At 65.6% G+C, this 18,327-nt stretch carries 13 protein-coding genes and 3 tRNA genes; 6 read left to right on the top strand and 10 right to left on the bottom strand.

The genetic code is table 11. The annotated features are described in order from the left end of the window. Positions 1 to 69: 69 nt before the first annotated feature. From Sj15T_RS07290 to Sj15T_RS07280, 3 genes are read right to left on the bottom strand one after another with little or no spacing between them, the layout of a single operon-like run. The gene (locus Sj15T_RS07290) at positions 70 to 732 is read right to left on the bottom strand and encodes a L,D-transpeptidase family protein (RefSeq protein WP_013040434.1); all 663 of its coding nucleotides are present in this window, start codon (positions 730 to 732) and stop codon (positions 70 to 72) included. Positions 733 to 783: 51 nt separating this feature from the next. Beyond that, complete coding sequence (locus Sj15T_RS07285) at positions 784 to 3,051, bottom strand: NADP-dependent malic enzyme (protein ID WP_013040433.1); 2,268 nt, start codon at positions 3,049 to 3,051, stop codon at positions 784 to 786. A 22-nt stretch (positions 3,052 to 3,073) separates the two neighbouring features. Next, positions 3,074 to 3,985 carry a LysR family transcriptional regulator gene (locus Sj15T_RS07280; protein ID WP_041385947.1) on the bottom strand — a complete coding sequence of 304 codons (912 nt, stop codon included), beginning with the start codon at positions 3,983 to 3,985 and terminating at the stop codon, positions 3,074 to 3,076. A 91-nt stretch (positions 3,986 to 4,076) separates the two neighbouring features. Here Sj15T_RS07280 and Sj15T_RS07275 point away from each other — a divergent pair, with 91 nt between their 5' ends. The 3 genes from Sj15T_RS07275 to Sj15T_RS07265 all read left to right on the top strand — a co-directional run bounded on the left by Sj15T_RS07275 (position 4,077) and on the right by Sj15T_RS07265 (position 10,450). Then, entirely contained in the window at positions 4,077 to 6,239 is a 2,163-nt protein-coding gene (locus Sj15T_RS07275; RefSeq protein WP_013040431.1) for a malate synthase G, read from the top strand. Between the two features lie 185 nt (positions 6,240 to 6,424). Then, positions 6,425 to 9,079, top strand: a complete 2,655-nt coding sequence (gene alaS, locus Sj15T_RS07270; protein WP_013040429.1) for an alanine--tRNA ligase — start codon at positions 6,425 to 6,427, stop codon at positions 9,077 to 9,079. Between the two features lie 432 nt (positions 9,080 to 9,511). Then, positions 9,512 to 10,450 (top strand): glutaminase, encoded by a 939-nt coding sequence (locus Sj15T_RS07265; RefSeq protein WP_007688815.1) that lies wholly within the window; start codon positions 9,512 to 9,514, stop codon positions 10,448 to 10,450. Here Sj15T_RS07265 and Sj15T_RS07260 read toward each other — a convergent pair. The 7 genes from Sj15T_RS07260 to aroA all read right to left on the bottom strand — a co-directional run bounded on the left by Sj15T_RS07260 (position 10,447) and on the right by aroA (position 17,040). Continuing rightward, complete coding sequence (locus Sj15T_RS07260) at positions 10,447 to 12,231, bottom strand: cation:proton antiporter (RefSeq protein ID WP_013040428.1); 1,785 nt, start codon at positions 12,229 to 12,231, stop codon at positions 10,447 to 10,449. The two genes, Sj15T_RS07265 and Sj15T_RS07260, sit on opposite strands and share 4 nt — an antisense overlap. A 77-nt stretch (positions 12,232 to 12,308) precedes the next feature. After that, positions 12,309 to 12,394, bottom strand: a tRNA-Leu gene (locus tag Sj15T_RS07255). Between the two features lie 55 nt (positions 12,395 to 12,449). Continuing rightward, on the bottom strand, positions 12,450 to 12,740 hold the full coding sequence (locus Sj15T_RS07250) for an integration host factor subunit beta (protein ID WP_007688818.1): 291 nt from the start codon (positions 12,738 to 12,740) through the stop codon (positions 12,450 to 12,452). A gap of 168 nt (positions 12,741 to 12,908) precedes the next feature. Next, a complete protein-coding gene (rpsA, locus tag Sj15T_RS07245) occupies positions 12,909 to 14,621 on the bottom strand; it encodes a 30S ribosomal protein S1 (RefSeq protein ID WP_007688820.1) in 1,713 nt (570 codons plus the stop codon). A 172-nt stretch (positions 14,622 to 14,793) separates the two neighbouring features. Further along, on the bottom strand, positions 14,794 to 15,429 hold the full coding sequence (cmk, locus tag Sj15T_RS07240; protein ID WP_013040427.1) for a (d)CMP kinase: 636 nt from the start codon (positions 15,427 to 15,429) through the stop codon (positions 14,794 to 14,796). After that, complete coding sequence (locus Sj15T_RS07235) at positions 15,426 to 15,677, bottom strand: hypothetical protein (RefSeq protein ID WP_013040426.1); 252 nt, start codon at positions 15,675 to 15,677, stop codon at positions 15,426 to 15,428. The genes cmk and Sj15T_RS07235 overlap by 4 nt, the downstream gene beginning before the upstream one ends. A gap of 10 nt (positions 15,678 to 15,687) precedes the next feature. Beyond that, the gene (aroA, locus tag Sj15T_RS07230) at positions 15,688 to 17,040 is read right to left on the bottom strand and encodes a 3-phosphoshikimate 1-carboxyvinyltransferase (RefSeq protein WP_013040425.1); all 1,353 of its coding nucleotides are present in this window, start codon (positions 17,038 to 17,040) and stop codon (positions 15,688 to 15,690) included. A gap of 149 nt (positions 17,041 to 17,189) precedes the next feature. On the opposite strand from aroA, the gene Sj15T_RS07225 reads away from it, so the two are divergent. From Sj15T_RS07225 to Sj15T_RS07215, 3 genes are all read left to right on the top strand, one after another. Continuing rightward, positions 17,190 to 17,525, top strand: coding sequence for a TIGR02300 family protein (locus Sj15T_RS07225; RefSeq protein ID WP_007688826.1), 336 nt, complete (start codon positions 17,190 to 17,192; stop codon positions 17,523 to 17,525). Positions 17,526 to 17,614: 89 nt separating this feature from the next. Next, positions 17,615 to 17,690: transfer RNA gene (locus Sj15T_RS07220), tRNA-Ala, on the top strand. 197 nt (positions 17,691 to 17,887) lie between these two features. After that, positions 17,888 to 17,963: transfer RNA gene (locus Sj15T_RS07215), tRNA-Ala, on the top strand. The last annotated feature ends 364 nt before the right edge of the window (positions 17,964 to 18,327 follow it).

The raw sequence follows: 18,327 nt of genomic DNA, 5'->3' as shown, positions 1-18,327 counted from the left end.
GCGTTACCGCACAAAATCAAGCCATGGCCGGCGTGACTTTATTGCAGTTGCGGCATTGGATCGCGCAATTCACGCCTCAGGCCGGGCGTGGCTGGTATCCAGCATCTTGCCGTCGGTGATGACGACCAGGTCGCCCAGCTTCGCCGCGCCGAACAGCTTTTTCGCGAAAGGCTTGGGCACGCCGATGCAGCCATGGGTGGCGTTGCCCCATTGCACGTCGCTGCCGTGGATCGCCACGCCATCGCTGGTCAGGCGCAGCGTGTAGGGCATGGGCGCGTTATTGTAGGTGCTGGAATAATGGTCCGCATCCTTCTGTATGATCGGAAAGGCGCCTAGAGGGCTTGGCTTGTCGTCGGCGCCATAGAGGATGACCGCCGATCCGATCTCATAGCCTGCGCGGAAGACGGACAGCGTCTGCGCCTTGAGGTCGACGGTGACGATCAGCGGCCCTGTCGCGGGCGCGCCGCCTTCGTCCCAGACATAGTCGCCATGGCGGAAGGGACCGTCGATCGGCAGCACGCGCTTCACCATCAACGCACGCGGATCGACCGCCACGGGCTGGGCGCGGGTGCGTTCGGCGGGCCTGGCGTGAACGACCTTGGCCTGAACGACCTTGCTCTGGATGGGCGGCAGATCGCCGCCACGGCCCATGGACAGGCCCAGCAACAGCGCCACAGCCGCCGCGCCGCCGCCGATGGCCAGCTTCACCCCTGTCGAAACCTGTCGCGCCATATGCCCTCAGCCACTCCGGTTGGACAATCTATCGCAGGCAAAGGTTAAGCATCATCCCTCCCGCTCGACCTCCGCCGCGGCGATGGCGGTCAGGTTCAATATGCCCCGCGCCGTCACGCCGGGCGTCAGCACATGGATCGGCTGCGCCAGCCCCACCAGCATCGGCCCGACCGTCGGCGAACTGGACGAAGCCGACAGCGCCGTCAGCGTGATGTTCGCCGCGTCCAGATTGGGCATGACCAGCAGATTGGCCGACCCTTCGAACCGCGAATCGGGGATCAACCGCTCGCGCAGCCCCTGGCTCAGCGCCGCGTCGGCATGCATTTCCCCGTCGACCATCAATTCGGGCGCGGCCTGCCTTACCAGCTTGAACGCCTCCCGCATTTTCCGGGCGCTGGGCGAATGCGAAGCCCCGAAATTGGAGTGGGACAACAGCGCCACACGCGGCGTCAGGCCGAAATGCTTGAGTTCCGTCGCCCCCAGCAGCGCCATTTCGGCGATCTGCTCCGGCGTCGGATCGGGCACCATATGGGTGTCGGTGATGAACAGCGCGCCCGCGTCCAGGATCAGCCCCGACAGCGCATAGACGCGGCTGCTGCCCGGCATGCGGTCGATGATGCGCATCGCATGCTCGACCTCGCCCCAATAATCGCTGTTGCCGCCCACCAGCGCGGCGTCGACCCGCCCGGTGCGCAGCAGCATGGCGGCGGTGACGCTGGGCCGGCGATAGACATGGCGCACCACCTCCGCCCCCGACACGCCCTTGCGCGCCGCGACGGCGCGATAGCCTTCGACCAGCTCGCCCATCAGCAGATGGTCGGTCTCCGGATCGACCACCTCGACATCGCGGTCCAGTTGGAACCGCAGGCCCATGTCCGGCAGCTTCTGTTCCAATATGCGCCGCCGCGCCACGATCACCGGGCGGACGATGCCCTCGTCCAGCGCATCCTGGATGGCGCGCAGCACCCGCTCATCCTCGCCTTCCCCATAGGCGATGCGCCGCTGGGCGCCGCGGGCGGCCTCGAACACCGGCAGCATCAACTGGGCGGAGCGGGCGTTCTGCTGCGTCAACTGGCGCTTATAGGCCTCCAGGTCCAGTTGCCGCTTGGCGACGCCGCTGTCCATCGCCGCCTTGGCGACGGCGCAGGCGATCTCCGCGATCAGCCGGGGGTCGAAGGGCGTCGGGATGATATAGTCCGGCCCGAACGCCAGCTTGCGCCCGCCATAGGCCTGCGCGACGCTGTCATGCGCGGGCATGCGGGCGAGGTTGGCGATGGCGTCGGCGGCGGCGACCTTCATCGCCTCGTTGATCTCGGTCGCCCGCGCATCCAGCGCCCCCCGGAAGATATAGGGGAAGCACAGGACATTATTGACCTGATTGGGATAGTCCGACCGCCCCGTCGCGATGATCGCGTCGGGCCGCGCCTCCCGCGCCGCTTCCGGGCGGATTTCCGGCTCCGGATTGGCGAGCGCGAAGATCAGCGGATTGGGCGCCATCAGCGGCAGCCATTCGGGCTTCAGCACGCCCGGCGCGGACAGGCCCAGGAACAGGTTGGCGCCCGGCAGCACGTCGGGCAGGCTGCGCGCATTGGTGGTCCGGGCATAGCGGGCCATGTTCGGCAACATGCCCTCCCGCCCCGAATGGATGACGCCGTCCTTGTCGGTCAGCGTCACATTCTCGATGGGCAGCCCCATCGACACCAGCAGGTCGACGCAGGCCAGCGCCGCCGCCCCCGCGCCCGACGTCACCAGCTTCGCGTCGGCCAGCGTCTTGCCCTGCAACACCAGCGCGTTGCGCACCGCCGCCGCCACGACGATTGCCGTGCCATGCTGGTCGTCGTGGAAGACGGGGATGTTCATCCGCTTCTTCAGCTCCGCCTCTATGGCGAAACATTCAGGCGCCTTGATATCCTCCAGGTTGATGCCGCCGAAGGTCGGCTCCAGCAGGGCGACGGCCTCGATGAACTTCTCCGGATCGGTGGTGTCGACCTCTATGTCGAACACGTCGATATCGGCGAATTTCTTGAAGAGGACGGCCTTGCCCTCCATCACCGGCTTCGACGCCAGCGCGCCGATGGCGCCCAGCCCCAGCACCGCCGTCCCGTTGGAGATCACCGCGACCAGATTGCCGCGCGCGGTATAGTCCATCGCCTTTTCGGGATCTTCGGCAATGTCGATGCAGGGCGCGGCGACGCCGGGCGAATAGGCCAGCGCCAGGTCGCGCTGGTTGACCATGCGCTTGGTCGGTTCGATCCTCAGCTTTCCAGGTTGCGGATAGCGGTGATAGTCGAGGGCGGCGCGCCGGGTGTTTTCATCCATGAAACGGCCCTTAAAGCCGCTTTTACGCGGGGGCAATGCCCGAACGCTCCCATGGCGGGCTGGGGGCATATAGTCCGGCGAGGAAATCGATGAAGGCGGTGATGGCGAGCGGGGGATTATTCTGCGGCAGATGAACGGCATAGAGGCCAACATCCGCCGACCCCTCATGATCCGGCATGACCTGCCGGACATTTCCGCGCTCCAGCGCGTCGCTGATGTCCCAGAGCGAACGCAGCGCTATGCCCACGCCGGAAAGCGCCAGTTCCCGCACCATTTCGCTGCTGTTGGTGCGGACATGGCTGTCGCCCTCGACCGTCGCCGCGCCCTTGGGGCCGATCAGCCGCCAGGGCAGTTGTCCGTCCGCCGCGAGCAGCCGGTGCCTGCGCAGGTCGGGCACCGTTTCCGGCACGCCGAAGCGGGCCAGGTAATCGGGCGCGGCGCACAGCACCCGCCGGTTGGTCGCCAGCCTGTGCGCGGCCAGCCCCGACCCCGGATCGGCGGTGATGCGAATGGCCAGGTCCGCCCGCGTCGCCAGCAGGTCGGCATAATCGTCCGACAGGTCGATCCGCAGGCGCACCTTGGGATGCGCCTCCAGGAACCGGCCCAGATAGGGCGCGACATGCATCCGCCCAAAGGATGTCGGCGCCGAAACCCGCAGCGTCCCCGCCGCCTCCGCCGAAGCGCCGGACACGCGCCGCTCCGCCTCTTCCAGCGCCGCCATGATGGCGCGCAGGTCTTCGTGCAGCCGCTCGCCCGCCGGGGTCAGCGCCAGCCGCCGCGTCGTCCGGTGGATCAGCCGCGTGCCCAGCCGCTCCTCCAGCCGCACCAGCCGCTTCGACACCATGGCGGGAGAGATGCTGAGCCGCCGCCCCGCCGCCGCCATCCCGCCTTCGTCCACGATGGTCGCGAACAGGTCATAATCCGGGTCCATCATTTCTTTCACCAGAAGAAAGTCTGAATTCGAATAATGGCGTCTACACGCCATAATGCGATCCGTCTATGGTCCTGCCAAAGGAGATCGTTCCATGACCAGCATGACAGAGCGCGCAGGCCTGAAGGTCGCGCCGCAACTCGCCGCCTTCATCGAGGATCGGGCGCTTCCCGGCACGGGCATCGACGCCGCCGCCTTCTGGCAGGGGACCGCCGCGATCTTCGCGAAATTCGCCCCGGAAAACGCCGCCCTGCTCGCCCGGCGCGACGCGCTCCAGGCGCAGATCGACGCCTGGCACCGGGAAAAAGCGGGGCAGCCCTTCGACGCCGCCGCCTATCAGGGCTTCCTGCGCCAGATCGACTATCTCGTCCCCGAACCCGCGCCGTTCCGGATCGGCAGCGCGAATGTCGACGATGAAGTCGCCCGCCTGGCCGGACCGCAACTGGTCGTCCCCATCCTCAACGCCCGCTTCCTGCTGAACGCCGCCAATGCGCGCTGGGGCAGCCTGTACGATGCGCTCTACGGCACGGACGCGCTGCCCGGCGCGCCGTCGGGCAAGGGGTACGACCCGGCGCGCGGCGCGCAGGTCATCGCCTGGGCCAAGGATTTCCTGGACCGCGCCGTCCCGCTGAAGGGGCATGCGGGCTGGTCCGACATCGTCCGGCTGCATGTCTGGAACGGCGAACTCCACCTGCATATCAAGGGCGCGCACGGCGTCGTCGCGACCAGCCTGGAGCAGGCGGACGGCTTCGCCGGTTATCGCGGCGCTCCGGAAGATCCCACGGCGATCCTGCTCCGCCATAACGGCCTGCATATCGAACTGGTCATCGACCGCTCGCACCCCATTGGCGGCGGCGATCCGGCGGGCATCGCCGACATCATCCTGGAATCCGCGCTCACCACCATCTGCGACCTGGAGGACTCGGTCGCCGCCGTCGACGCGGATGACAAGGTCGCCGCCTATTCCAACTGGCTGGGCCTGATGCAGGGCAATCTTGTCGACACGTTCGAGAAGAACGGCGCGATGATGACCCGCGCCCTCAACCCCGACCGCAGCTATATAGCGCCCAAGGGCGGCGTCTTCACCCTGCCGGGCCGCAGCCTGCTGTTCGTCCGCAATGTCGGCCATCTGATGACCACGCCCGCCGTCCTGCTGGCCGATGGCGCGCAGGCGCCCGAAGGCATAGTCGACGGCATCGTCACCAGCCTGATCGCCCTGCACGACCTGAAGCGGGCAGGGGGCAACAGCCGCGCCGGCAGCGTCTATATCGTCAAGCCCAAGATGCACGGGCCGGAGGAGGTCGGCTTCACCAACCGCCTGTTCGACGCCATAGAGGATCTTCTGGGCCTCGACCGCCACACGCTCAAGGTCGGCGTGATGGATGAGGAACGCCGCACCTCCGCCAACCTTGCCGCCTGCATCGCGGCGGTGAAGGACCGCATCGTCTTCATCAACACCGGCTTCCTCGACCGCACGGGCGACGAGATGCACACATCGATGCACGCCGGTCCCATGATCCGCAAGGGAGAGATGAAGGCCAGCGACTGGATCACGGCCTATGAGGACCGCAATGTCCAGATCGGCCTCGCCTGCGGCCTGTCGGGCCGCGCCCAGATCGGCAAGGGCATGTGGGCCGCGCCGGACCGCATGGCCGACATGCTGGACCAGAAGATCGGCCACCCGAAGAGCGGCGCCAACACCGCCTGGGTTCCGTCCCCCACGGCGGCGACGCTGCACGCGACTCACTATCACGGCGTCAACGTCTTAGAACGTCAGGATGATCGCGCGAAGGAAGCCGTCGCCCCGCTCGACAAGCTGCTGACGATCCCCGTCGCCCAGGGCCGCAACTGGTCGGAGGAGGAAATCACGCAGGAACTGGACAATAATGCCCAGGGCATATTGGGCTATGTCGTCCGCTGGATCGACCAGGGCGTCGGCTGCTCGAAGGTTCCCGACATCCACGACATCGGCCTGATGGAAGACCGCGCCACGCTGCGCATTTCCTCTCAGCATATGGCGAACTGGCTGCTCCACGGCGTCTGCACGGCGGAACAGGTCGACGCCGCCTTCACCCGCATGGCCGCCAAGGTCGACGCCCAGAATGCAGGCGATCCGCTCTATCGGCCGATGAGCGGCCATCCGGAAAGCCTCGCCTGGCAAGCCGCCCGCGCCCTGGTCTTCGAAGGCGTCAGCCAACCCAATGGCTACACCGAACCCCTGCTCCACAAATATCGCGCACTGGCGAAGGCGCTCTAAAAACATCCTCCCCATCGCAAGATGGGGAGGGGGACCGCTCGCGAAGCGAGTGGTGGAGGGGAAATGCGCAACATCAGCCCATTATCCCCCCACCCATCCCGCTCCGCCACCCCATCGACCGATATTCCCATAAACGACGAAAAGCCCCGCTTGTGCGTTGGAGCGCTTCCCACTAAATCGCCCGCATGACCTCGACCAACGACATTCGCCGCTCCTTCCTCGACTATTTCGGGGCCAACGGCCACACCATCGTTCCGTCCGCGCCTCTGGTGCCGCACAACGACCCGACGCTGATGTTTGTCAATGCGGGCATGGTGCCGTTCAAGAATGTCTTTACGGGCCTGGAATCCCGGCCTTATTCCACCGCGACCAGCAGCCAGAAGTCGGTCCGCGCCGGGGGCAAGCATAACGACCTCGACAATGTCGGCTACACGGCGCGCCACCATACTTTCTTCGAAATGCTGGGCAATTTCAGCTTCGGCGACTATTTCAAGGAACAGGCGATCACCCATGCCTGGACCCTGTTGACGAAGGAATGGGGCCTCCCGGCGGAAAAACTCACCGCCACCGTCTACCACACGGACGACGAAGCCTTCGACCTCTGGAAGAAGATCGCGGGCCTCCCCGAAGAACGCATCATCCGCATCCCTACCAAGGATAATTTCTGGGCGATGGGCGACAGCGGCCCCTGCGGTCCCTGTTCGGAAATCTTCTACGACCATGGCGACCATATCTGGGGCGGCCCTCCCGGAAGTCCGGAGGAGGATGGCGACCGTTTCGTCGAGATCTGGAACCTCGTCTTCATGCAATATGAGCAGGAAGCGAACGAGATCGTCAGCGAACTGCCCAAGCCCAGCATCGACACCGGCATGGGCCTCGAACGCATCGCGGCGGTGCTGCAAGGCGTCCATGACAATTACGACACCGACACGTTCAGGGCGCTGATCGAGGAATCGGGCGCGCTGACGAAGACCGCGACCGAAGGCGAGTTCAAGGCCAGCCACCGCGTCATCGCCGACCATCTGCGCTCCACCAGCTTCCTGATCGCGGACGGCGTGCTGCCCGCCAATGAAGGCCGCGGCTATGTCCTGCGCCGCATCATGCGCCGCGCCATGCGCCACGCCCACATCATCGGCGCGAAGGAGCCGTTGATGCACCGCCTGGTCGGCAGCCTCGTCTCCGAAATGGGCGGCGCCTATCAGGAACTGGTCCGCGCCCAGCCGCTGATCGAGGAAACTCTCCTGCGCGAGGAAACCCGCTTCCGCCAGACGCTGGAAAAGGGCCTGAAACTGCTCGACGAAGCGACCGGCGACCTCAGCGAAGGCGGCACGCTGCCGGGCGAAACCGCGTTCAAGCTCTACGACACTTACGGCTTCCCCTACGACCTGACCGAGGACGCGCTGCGCTCGCGCGGCCTAGGCGTCGACCGCGAGGGCTTCGACAAGGCCATGGCCGAGCAGAAGGCCGCCGCCCGCGCCGCCTGGAAGGGTTCGGGCGAAAAGGCGTCGGACGAAATCTGGTTCGACATCGCGGAAAAGACCGGCAACACCGAGTTCATCGGCTACAGCTCGACCGAGGGCGAAGGCGAGGTCGTGGCCATCGTGAAGGACGGTGTGAACTTCGACAGCGCCGCCGCCGGAGAGACGGTCCTGATCGTCACCAACCAGACGCCTTTCTACGGCGAAAGCGGCGGCCAGATGGGCGACGCGGGCACCATAAGTTCGCAATCCGGTCTCGTCGCGGATGTCGAGGACACCGCCAAGCCGCTCGGCCGCCTCCATGCCCACAGGGCGAAGATCGGCGCCGGCAGCGTCAAGGTCGGCGATACGGTTCACCTCAGCGTCGACGTCAACCGCCGCGACCGCATTCGCGCCAATCACAGCGCCACCCATTTGCTGCACGCGGCGCTCCGCAACCGGCTCGGCGCGCATGTCACGCAAAAGGGCAGCCTGGTCGCGCCGGATCGCCTGCGCTTCGACTTCTCGCATCCCGAAGCGCTGACCCACGGCCAGATCGCCGCCATCGAAGCCGATGTGAACGAACAGGTCCGCCACAATGAAGCGGTGACGACCCGCCTGATGACGCCCGACGACGCCATTCAGGCGGGCGCCATGGCGCTGTTCGGCGAAAAATATGGCGACGAGGTCCGCGTCCTTTCCATGGGGAAGGGGGACGCGCACAGCTATTCCGTCGAACTGTGCGGGGGCACCCATGTCCGCGCCACGGGCGACATCGCGATCTTCAAGATCATCTCGGAATCCGCCGTGTCATCGGGCGTCCGCCGCATCGAGGCGCTGACCGGCGAGGCGGCGCGCCTCTGGCTCTCCGACCGCGAGGATCGCCTGCGCCAGTCCGCCGCCGCGCTCAAGACGACGCCGGAGGAAGTCCCCGCCCGCATCGCCGCCCTGGTCGAACAGAGCCGCAAGCTGGAACGCGAACTGGCCGAAGCGAAGAAGGCGCTGGCGCTCGGCGGCGGCGGCTCCGCCCAGGCCGCAGGCCCTGAGAAAATCGGTGCGGTGAACTTCATCGGCCAGGTCATCGAAGGCCTGGACCCCAAGGAACTGCGCGGCCTGGTCGACCAGAACAAGGCGACCCTGGGCAGCGGCGTCTCCGCCATCCTAGCCGTGGTCGACGGCCGCGCCACCATCGCCGTCGGCGTCACCGACGACCTGGTGGGCAGCATCAGCGCCGTCGATCTGGTCCGCGCAGGCGTGGAAGCGCTTGGCGGCAAGGGCGGCGGCGGCCGCCCGGACATGGCCCAGGGCGGCGGCCCCGACGGAGACAAGGCGGAAGCAGCGCTTGAAGCGGTCAAGGCCGCCCTCGCCAACGTCCCGGCCTGATCGCTTCCGCATTGCCGGGGTGGTTTCCGACCCTTGGCCATATTCGTCACCCTGAACCTGTTTCAGGGTCCATTTCTCCGGCTTGAGCCTTGGCTTATGGGGAGAAATGGATGCTGAAACCAGTTCAGCATGACAAATGAGGGAAGGCAGCACGGTCAAGACCCGCGGACCGTGACGGCCCCGCACATTTCCCCTGTCCTACACCACCCGATCCGGGCTATGCCCTGCTCCCTGAGCGCCCGTTAAACTCCAAAACCGACTAGGGTGTGTGGGGATTCAGTTCAGGGCGCGGCGAAAATAGTGGATTTCGAGAACTGGCGCGCAGCGTAATTCAGTACGTGAGCACCGGAAGCGCAGAAAGCCGCTATTTGCAGCCCGCCATGGACTGAATCCCCACACATCCTAAGCCATCCCCGCCATTTGAGGCCAGCCATGGACCTTCCCGCGATCATCGCCGACATCGTCGCCCAAGCCGCGACATGGGAAGATCGCGGCACGGTCGCCAGCTACATCCCCGAACTGGCGAAGGTCGACCCCGGCCAGTTCGGCATCGCCGTGGCTACCGCCGACGGCCGCCTGATCGAAGGCGGAGATTCCGCCACGGGCTTCTCCATCCAATCCATCTCCAAGGTTTTCGCCCTGACCCTCGCGCTCGGCAAGGTCGGCGACCAGCTTTGGCAGAGGGTGGGGCGGGAACCCTCCGGCAATGCCTTCAACTCCATCGTCCAACTTGAGCATGAACAGGGCATCCCGCGAAATCCCTTCATCAACGCGGGCGCCGTCGTCGTCGCGGACGTCAACCTTGGCGGCCATCAACCCCGCGTCGCCATCGGCGAAATGCTGCGCTTCGTCCGCTATCTCGCGGGCGACGACGGCATCGCCATCAACGAAACCGTGGCTGCGTCGGAAACGGCCACCGGCTTTCGCAACATGGCGCTGGCCCATTATATGCGCGCCTTCGGCAATATCCGGCATCCGGTCGATCTGGTGCTCGGCACCTATTTCCACCAATGCGCGATCGAGATGAGTTGCCGTCAACTCGCGCTCGCCGGGCGCTACCTGATGCTCGACGGCCGTCATCCCGAAGGGGGCCGCGTCGTTTCGTCCAGCCGGGCCAAGCGGATCAACGCCCTGATGCTGACCTGCGGCCATTATGACGCTTCGGGCGATTTCGCCTTTCGCGTCGGTATTCCCGGCAAGTCCGGCGTGGGCGGCGGCATATTGGCGATCGTGCCCGGTCGCGCCTCGATAGCTGTCTGGTCGCCCGGCCTGAACGAAAATGGCAACAGCCAGCTTGGCACGCTGGCGCTCGAAGAACTGGCGCGACGCACCGGCTGGTCGGTCTTCAGCCCGCCGCAAGACCCGTCCTAAGGCACCTCATCGGCCCGCAGCCGGCGCAGCTTGGGCGCGGTTTCCAGTTGCGCGGCATCCTTGATGCCCATGCGCAAATCCTCCCGCATCTGATGGACGGAGGCGATCACCGGCCCCATCGCCACGCCCAGGTCCACCAGCGCCGTTTCCGCCAGTTGGAGCGAGCTTTCCAGCGTCTCCGGCACGGCGTCGCTGGCCCCGGCGCGATAAAGCTGGGCCGCATGGTCGGTATCCCGCGCCCGCGCGATGATCGGCAGGTCGGGCACCCAGCCCCGCACGCGCTTCGTCACCCGGACCGACAGGACGGGATCGTCCATCGTCAGGATCAACGCCCGCGCATGGCCGAGGCGGAGCTTGTCGAGCATTTCGGTGCGCGACACGTCGCCGAACAATATGGGATAGCCCCCGCGCCGCGCCTCCGCCACGACGTCCGGGTCGGATTCCACGACGATGAAACGCTGCTTGTGCAGGTCGAGCAGGTCGCAGACCATGCGGCCGACGCGCCCGAAGCCGATCACCACGGCGGCCGCCTCCGCATGGTCTTCGCTGATTTCCGGCGTGTCCTCGCCCAGCGCCATTTCCAGCCGCCGCGCAATGTCATGCCCCAGGCGCGCGAGCAGCGGCGTGATGGTGAGCCCGATGGCGGTCACGATCTGCCAGAAGGCGGCGGTGGAGGGGAGGATCAACTGGGCCGCCGCCGCCGCGGACAGCACGATCAGCGTGGTTTCCGAAGGGCTGGACATCAGCACGCCGACCTCCAGCGCGACGCCTTTCCTCGCGCCGGAGAGATAGAGCAGCGCCGCGGTGACGATCGTCTTGGCCAGGACCACGCCGACCACCGCCAGGATGAGCGCGGGCCAGTTGGCCAGGATGACGCGAACGTCCAGGCCCATGCCCACGGTGATGAGGAAGACGCCCAGCGCCAGCCCCTTGAACGGCGCGGTCATGACCTCGACCTCGCCATGATAGTCGGTTTCCGCGATCAGCAGCCCGGCCAGCAGCGCGCCGACGATGGGGGACAGGCCGGCGATGGATGTCGCCATGCTGGAGACGATGACGACCAGCAGGCTGGCCGCCAGGAACACTTCCGGGCTTTTCGTGCGGGCCGCCTGGCTGAAGATATGGGGCAGAAAGAGCCGGCCCAGGACCAGCATGACGGCGATGGTGATGCCGCTCTTGACCAGCGTGTCGGCCAGTTCGCCCCACGGGCCGTCCGGGCTGGCGGCGACGGATGGAGCGAGGGCGCCCAGCATGAAGATGATCGGGACGAGGGCCAGATCCTCGAAAAGGAGCATGGAAAAGGCCGCGCGGCCGACGGCGTTTTGCGTGCCGACCATTGGCAGGACGACCGCCGTGGACGACAGCGCCAGCGCCAGGCCAAGGCCGAAGGCGCCCGCCGGCGGCTGGCCCAGCAAGTAAAGGCCAAGTGCAATGAGCGTGCCGCCGCCGATCAATTCTGCCGCGCCGACTCCGAATACTTGCGTTCGCATGGTCCAGAGGCGACGAAAACTCAGTTCCAGCCCGATGGAGAAAAGCAGCAATATGACGCCGAGTTCGGCAAAGGGCTCTATCGCCGCCCTGTTGGATATGGTGACATGATAGAGCCAGGGATATTGGCCCACCAATGCGCCCAACCCCGACGGTCCCACCGCCAGCCCGACCAGGATGAAGCCGATGACCGGACTGATCCTGAGGCGCGCAAAGCCGGGGATCACCAGTCCCGCAGCCCCCAATATGACGAGGGAATCGCTGAAGCTCTGTGGATTGATCGCGCCGGCCATGACCGATCATCGCCACAAATGCGGCGGATATCCAGCGATAAGCATGCGAAACCGGAAAATGACGCCGTGAAGCGCCATGGTGCGGACGGCGGGACTTGAACCCGCATTCCCAGGGGGAGGCGGATTTTAAGTCCGCTGCGTCTACCGATTTCGCCACGTCCGCTTGAGGCCGTTACCCCCTGAAGGCTAACGACGCACAGGTCAAGGATGTGGTTGGATCAGAGCGCAGCCTTGGCGTTCAGCCGTTCCCGCATTTCCTTTCCGGGCTTGAAATAGGGAACCCGCTTGGCATCCACCGGCACCTGTTCGCCCGTCCGCGGATTGCGGCCGGTGCGCGCCTCGCGCGCCCGTGTCGTAAAGGCGCCGAAGCCCCGAAGTTCCACTCGCCCGCCGCTTGAAAGACGGTCGACTATTTCCTTGAAGAAAAGATCGACGATCCTTTCCACTTCCTGGAGGTTGAGGTTTGGATTTTCCTCAGCCAATTTCTGAATCAGTTCCGAGCGTATCATTGGTCCTCCAGACTCCCCCTTCTGGTTCCCGGTTTATTTATAGTGAATCCTCATGCCTGTGACAATCAGCCAATATCGGTATGTCATTCTCATTTTGGGAATAGAAAAAGCCCGCCGGAGCTAAGTTCCGGCGGGCGATATTACTTAAGTTAGATGCCGAAGGAGGGCTTAGCCCTCGCTCTTGGCCTTGAGCGCTTCGCCCAGGATGTCGCCCAGCGACGCGCCGCTGTCGGACGATCCGTACTGCGCCACGGCCTGCTTTTCTTCGGCGATCTGCAGGGCCTTGACCGAGAAGGTCGGCTTCTTGGCGCGGTCGAAACCCGTGACCATGGCGTCGAACTTCTGACCGATCTGGAAGCGTTCCGGACGCTGCTCGTCGCGGTCGCGGCCCAGGTCGCTGCGCTTGATGAAGCCGGTGGCGCCGTCTTCGCCGGCTTGGACTTCCAGGCCGCCGTCGCGGACTTCCAGAACCGTGACGGTGACCGTCTGGTTCTTGTTGAGGCCGGCGGCAGCGGCGGTGGTGCCGCCAGCGGCGGGGCCGCCGCGCTCAAGCTGCTTCATGCCCAGGCTGATGCGCTCCTTCTCGACGTCGATGTCCAGAACGACGGCCTGAACAGTCTCGCCCTTGCGGTGCAGCGCCAGCGCGTCCTCGCCCGAAATGCCCCAGGCGATGTCCGACATGTGGACCATGCCGTCGACGTCGCCGTCCAGCCCGATGAACAGGCCGAATTCGGTCGCGTTCTTGACTTCGCCCTCGACGGTCGAGCCGATCGGGTGACGTTCGGCGAAGCTGTCCCAGGGATTGTTCTGGGCCTGCTTGAGGCCGAGCGAGATGCGGCGCTTTTCGGGATCGACTTCCAGGACGATGACGTCGACTTCCTGGCTGGTCGAAACGATCTTGCCGGGGTGGACGTTCTTCTTGGTCCAGGACATTTCCGAAACGTGGACCAGGCCTTCGATGCCCGGCTCCAGCTCGACGAACGCACCATATTCGGTGATGTTCGTGACGCGGCCCGACAGCTTGGCGCCGACGGGGTACTTGGCCGAAGCGCCTTCCCACGGATCGCTTTCCAACTGCTTCATGCCCAGGCTGATGCGCTGGGTGTCGCGGTTGATGCGGATGATCTGGACGCGGACGGTGTCGCCGATGTTGATCATCTCGTTGGGGTGGTTGATGCGCTTGTAGCTGAGGTCGGTGACGTGCAGCAGGCCGTCGATGCCGCCCAGGTCGACGAACGCGCCGTAATCGGTGATGTTCTTGACCACGCCCTCGATGATCTGGCCCTCGGCCAGCGTCTGGATGAGGCCGCTGCGCTGTTCGGCGCGGGTTTCTTCCAGGATGGCGCGGCGCGACACGACGATGTTGCCGCGGCGGCGATCCATCTTCAGGATCTGGAAGGGCTGCGGAATGTCCATCAGCGGCGTGACGTCGCGAACCGGACGAATATCGACCTGCGAGCCGGGCAGGAACGCCACCGCGCCGTCCAGGTCGACGGTGAAGCCGCCCTTGACGCGGCCGAAGATGACGCCTTCGACGCGGGCGTTTTCGGTGAATTCGGATTCCAGCTTGTCCCAGGCGGCTTCGCGGCGGGCGCGGTCGCGGGACAGCATGGCTTCGCCATGGGCGTTTTCGACGCGGTCGACATAGACTTCGACTTCGTCGCCGACCTTCAATTCGGCCTTCTGGCCGGGCGCGGCGAATTCGCGCAGCGGCACGCGGCCTTCCGACTTCAGGCCGACGTCGATCAGCGCCATGTCGTTTTCGATGCCGGTAACGGTGCCCTTGACGACGCGGCCTTCGAAGCCGCCATCCTCGCCACCGAGAGAATCATTGAGAAGCGCGGCGAAATCGTCGCGCGAAGGGAATGCCGTAGAGGCCATGGTAGTTTCCTTCACTCGTCATTGCTGGCCTACCGGTTGTCTCCGGTGGTCTTTCAGGCCAAAGCGTCCGCAGGGCCGAATGCCATGCGCACATCCGTTCGGCCACGACGAGTCGACGCCCCGTGGAAAAGCGAAAAGGGCGCCTGGGAATCCCCGGCGCCCGGCATTCGCGTCAGGCCTGTCGCCGACGTTCCAACTGGGCGTCCACCAGAGCAATGGCCTGCTGGACGGCGGCGTCTATAGTCAAATTGCTGGTGTCGAGCAAGTCCGCTCCATCGGCCACGCGCAGCGGGGCGTGGTCGCGGCTCATGTCGCGGGTGTCGCGGGCCTGGATGTCCGCGATCAGGCTGTCCATGTCGGGGTGGCCACCATGGTCGAGCGCGTCCTGATAGCGGCGCTGGGCGCGGACATGGACGCTGGCCGTGACGAAGATCTTGGCGTCGGCATCGGGCGCGATGACGGTGGCGATGTCGCGCCCGTCCAGGATCGCGCCGCCAGGCTGGGTCGCGAAGTCGCGCTGGCGCTTCACCAGCGCCTGGCGGACGCTCTGGTGGATCGAAACGCGGGAGGCGAGCGAACCGACCGCTTCGCTGCGCAGCGCCGGGTCGTCCAGCATGGCGTCGTCGAAATCGCAGGCGGCAAGGGCGTCGGCCTCATGGTCCGGGTCGCCGCTGGCCTTGAGCACGGCAAGCCCGACTGCGCGATAGAGCAGCCCCGTGTCGAGCACCGGCAGCCCGTAATGGCGGCCCAGCGCCTTGGCGATGGTGCCCTTGCCCGATGCGGCGGGGCCGTCGACGGCGATGATCATGATGCCTTGCCTTTCCGCAGCGCCTTGGCGAGGCCGATCAGGGCGATAAAGGCCCAGACGACTTCCAGCGCCATCGACGCGACGTTGAAATGAACCGTCAGCGAGTAGATCAGCAACAGCGCGCCGACCAGATTCAGCAGGTTGAACAGGGTGAAGTTCAGCACCTTCGCCATGTTGCTGTAGGCATAGGCGAGGACCATCAGGCCGCTGCCGACCAGTCCGATGACGCTGGCGAAATCGAAGGTCATGCCCCCTGCCTCATGCCGATGCGCCGAGCGAGCGCAGCAGCGCGGTGAAGCCGGGGAAGCTGGTCGCGACCGGGCGCATGTCGTCGATGGTCACGCCCTTCTTCGACACGAGGCCCGCGACCGCGAAGCTCATGGCGATGCGGTGGTCCAGCTTCGTGGCGATCGGGCCGCCGCCGGGCAGGAGCGCGCCGCCGCTGCCCTCTATGACGATGCCGTCCTCCAGTTCCTCCACCGTCACGCCGATGGCGCGCAGCCCCGCCGCCATGGTGGCGATGCGGTCCGATTCCTTGACGCGCAGTTCCTCCAGCCCGCGGAAGGTGCTGCGCCCCTCGGCCAGGGCGGCGGCGATGAAGGCGACCGGATATTCGTCGATCATCGACGGCGCGCGGGCGGGGTCCGGCTCCACCCCCTGGAGCGTCGAGGCGGTGATGACCAGATCGCCCACCGGCTCGCCGCCCACTTCGCGGGGGTTTTCGACGAGGATGTCGCCGCCCATTTCGCGCAGCAGGTCGATCAGCCCGGCGCGGGTCGCGTTGAGGCCGACATTGGCGATGGCGACCTTCGACCCCGGAACCAGCAGCGCCGCGACCATCGGGAAGGCGGCGGAGGAGGGGTCTCCGGGAACGGTGATCGACTGCGGGCGGAGTTCCGCCTCGCCCCTGAGCGTGACGATGCGGGTGCCGTCGCCCTCGACCTCGACATGGAGGTCCGCGCCGAAGCCCTTGAGCATGCGTTCGCTATGGTCGCGGGTGGGGATCGGCTCGACCACGCGGGTGATGCCGGGGGCGTTGAGGCCGGCGAGCAGGATCGCCGACTTCACCTGCGCCGATGCCACGGGAAGGCGATAGTCCAGCGGCACCGCCGGGCAGGCGCCGCGCATGGTAAGGGGCAGGCGGTCTCCGGGGCTGGTGGTGAAGCTGGCGCCCATGCGCGACAGCGGTTCGGTGACGCGGGCCATGGGGCGCTTGCTGAGCGAGGCGTCGCCCACGAAGGTCGCGGTGATGGCGTGGCTCGCGATCAGGCCCATCAGCAGGCGGGTGGAGGTGCCGCTATTGCCCATGTCGAGCGCGCTTTCCGGCTGGAGCAGGCCGCCGACGCCCACGCCATGGATATGCCAGATGCCGTCCGCATCCCTGCGGATGTCCGCGCCCATCGCCCGCATGGCGGCGGCGGTGGCGAGCACGTCCTCCCCCTCCAGCAGCCCTTCGACCCGACTTTCGCCCACCGCCAGCGCCGAGAGCATCAGGGAACGGTGCGAAATGCTCTTGTCGCCCGGCACGGCGATCGATCCGGAAAGCGCCGAGGCGGCGGTGAAGGTAGCGGGTTGAGCTTGGGGCATCGGCTGGTCGGAAGAAGCGGTCACGGGTCAATCCGTCTGCAAGACTTGAAAAAATGCGCCCGGCTTTTGACAGCGCGGTTTCGCTATGGCAAGGCGCCGTCTCTTCGCGGGCGACCCTGTCGTGCCGCGTAATTTCTGTTTTGAGCACTCGCAAGAGAAGGACAAGGCCGGACATGGTCAAGGCTGAATGGGGCACGAAGCGTACCTGCCCGAAATGCGCCACGCGCTTCTACGACCTGGGCAAGGATGACCCGGTCACCTGCATCAATTGCGGCACGGCCTGGGAACCGGAACCCGTGCTGAAGTCGAAGCAGCCGCTGCCCTATGAGGAAGCGCCCAAGAAGGTCATCGAAACCGCCGATGGCGAGATCGAGACGGCGGACGACGATCTGGACCTGGATCTGGACGTGGATGATGACGGCGATTCGCCCGACAATGACGTCGATCTGGGCGGCGACGACGATCTGGGCGTCGACGCTGGCGGGGACGATGGCGACGACGACAATTAATTGAATTTTGTGCTTGCCAAGGAGTTCGCTGCCACCTAATGGCAGCGGCCTCCGAGGCGCCGGACCCAAACGGCGCCGACACTGGAAACGGGGCCTTAGCTCAGCTGGGAGAGCGCCTGCATGGCATGCAGGAGGTCAGCGGTTCGATCCCGCTAGGCTCCACCAGTTTTTCGGAAAAAGAAAATGTCCGGGGGACATTTTCCCGAAAAACTCCCGAGCGCAAGCGAGGGGTGTGGCGAGGTCGCAAGTGACCTCGATTAACACTCTAAAGCCACGCAAGGAGTGTTCTATATTTGGCCGATGGCTTGATGCCGGACATGGCCTGATCCATTGGGATGCGGTATGATGTGCCGCGCGACGATGGGGCCTTAGCTCAGCTGGGAGAGCGCCTGCATGGCATGCAGGAGGTCAGCGGTTCGATCCCGCTAGGCTCCACCAACATCTGAATGAGCTCGCCATGGGCAAGCTTCTCCACCCGATCGGGATTGGAGGCTGATTTCCGCTACTTTCCGTTGACGCTCATGGGTGGGCCTGCATATCGAGCCTGTCAAAGACGAAGCCTGGTAAGCTGGCCCGTGCGGATAGGACAGGCGAAATGGCCGCCTGTTGGGCAATAGGACGCCTTTGGGGATGTCATTGTCGTTGGGTTATTGCGGCTGGTCCTCAGTGGTCGTTTAAGTCCAGAAGCTGACGGTCGAATAAGCGACTGGAATTGGCTAATAGCTGAAGTTTCCGTCACCCCGGACTTGATCCGGGGTCCCGCTTTCTTGTCTGAGTGCGCGCCTCGTCCAAGGCAGCGGGA

Source organism: Sphingobium sp. TA15, from assembly GCF_037101235.1.
GTDB classification, from domain to species: domain Bacteria; phylum Pseudomonadota; class Alphaproteobacteria; order Sphingomonadales; family Sphingomonadaceae; genus Sphingobium; species Sphingobium indicum.
Note: the sequence above shows the minus strand (reverse complement) of the source record. Positions and strands in the feature narration are given on the sequence as shown.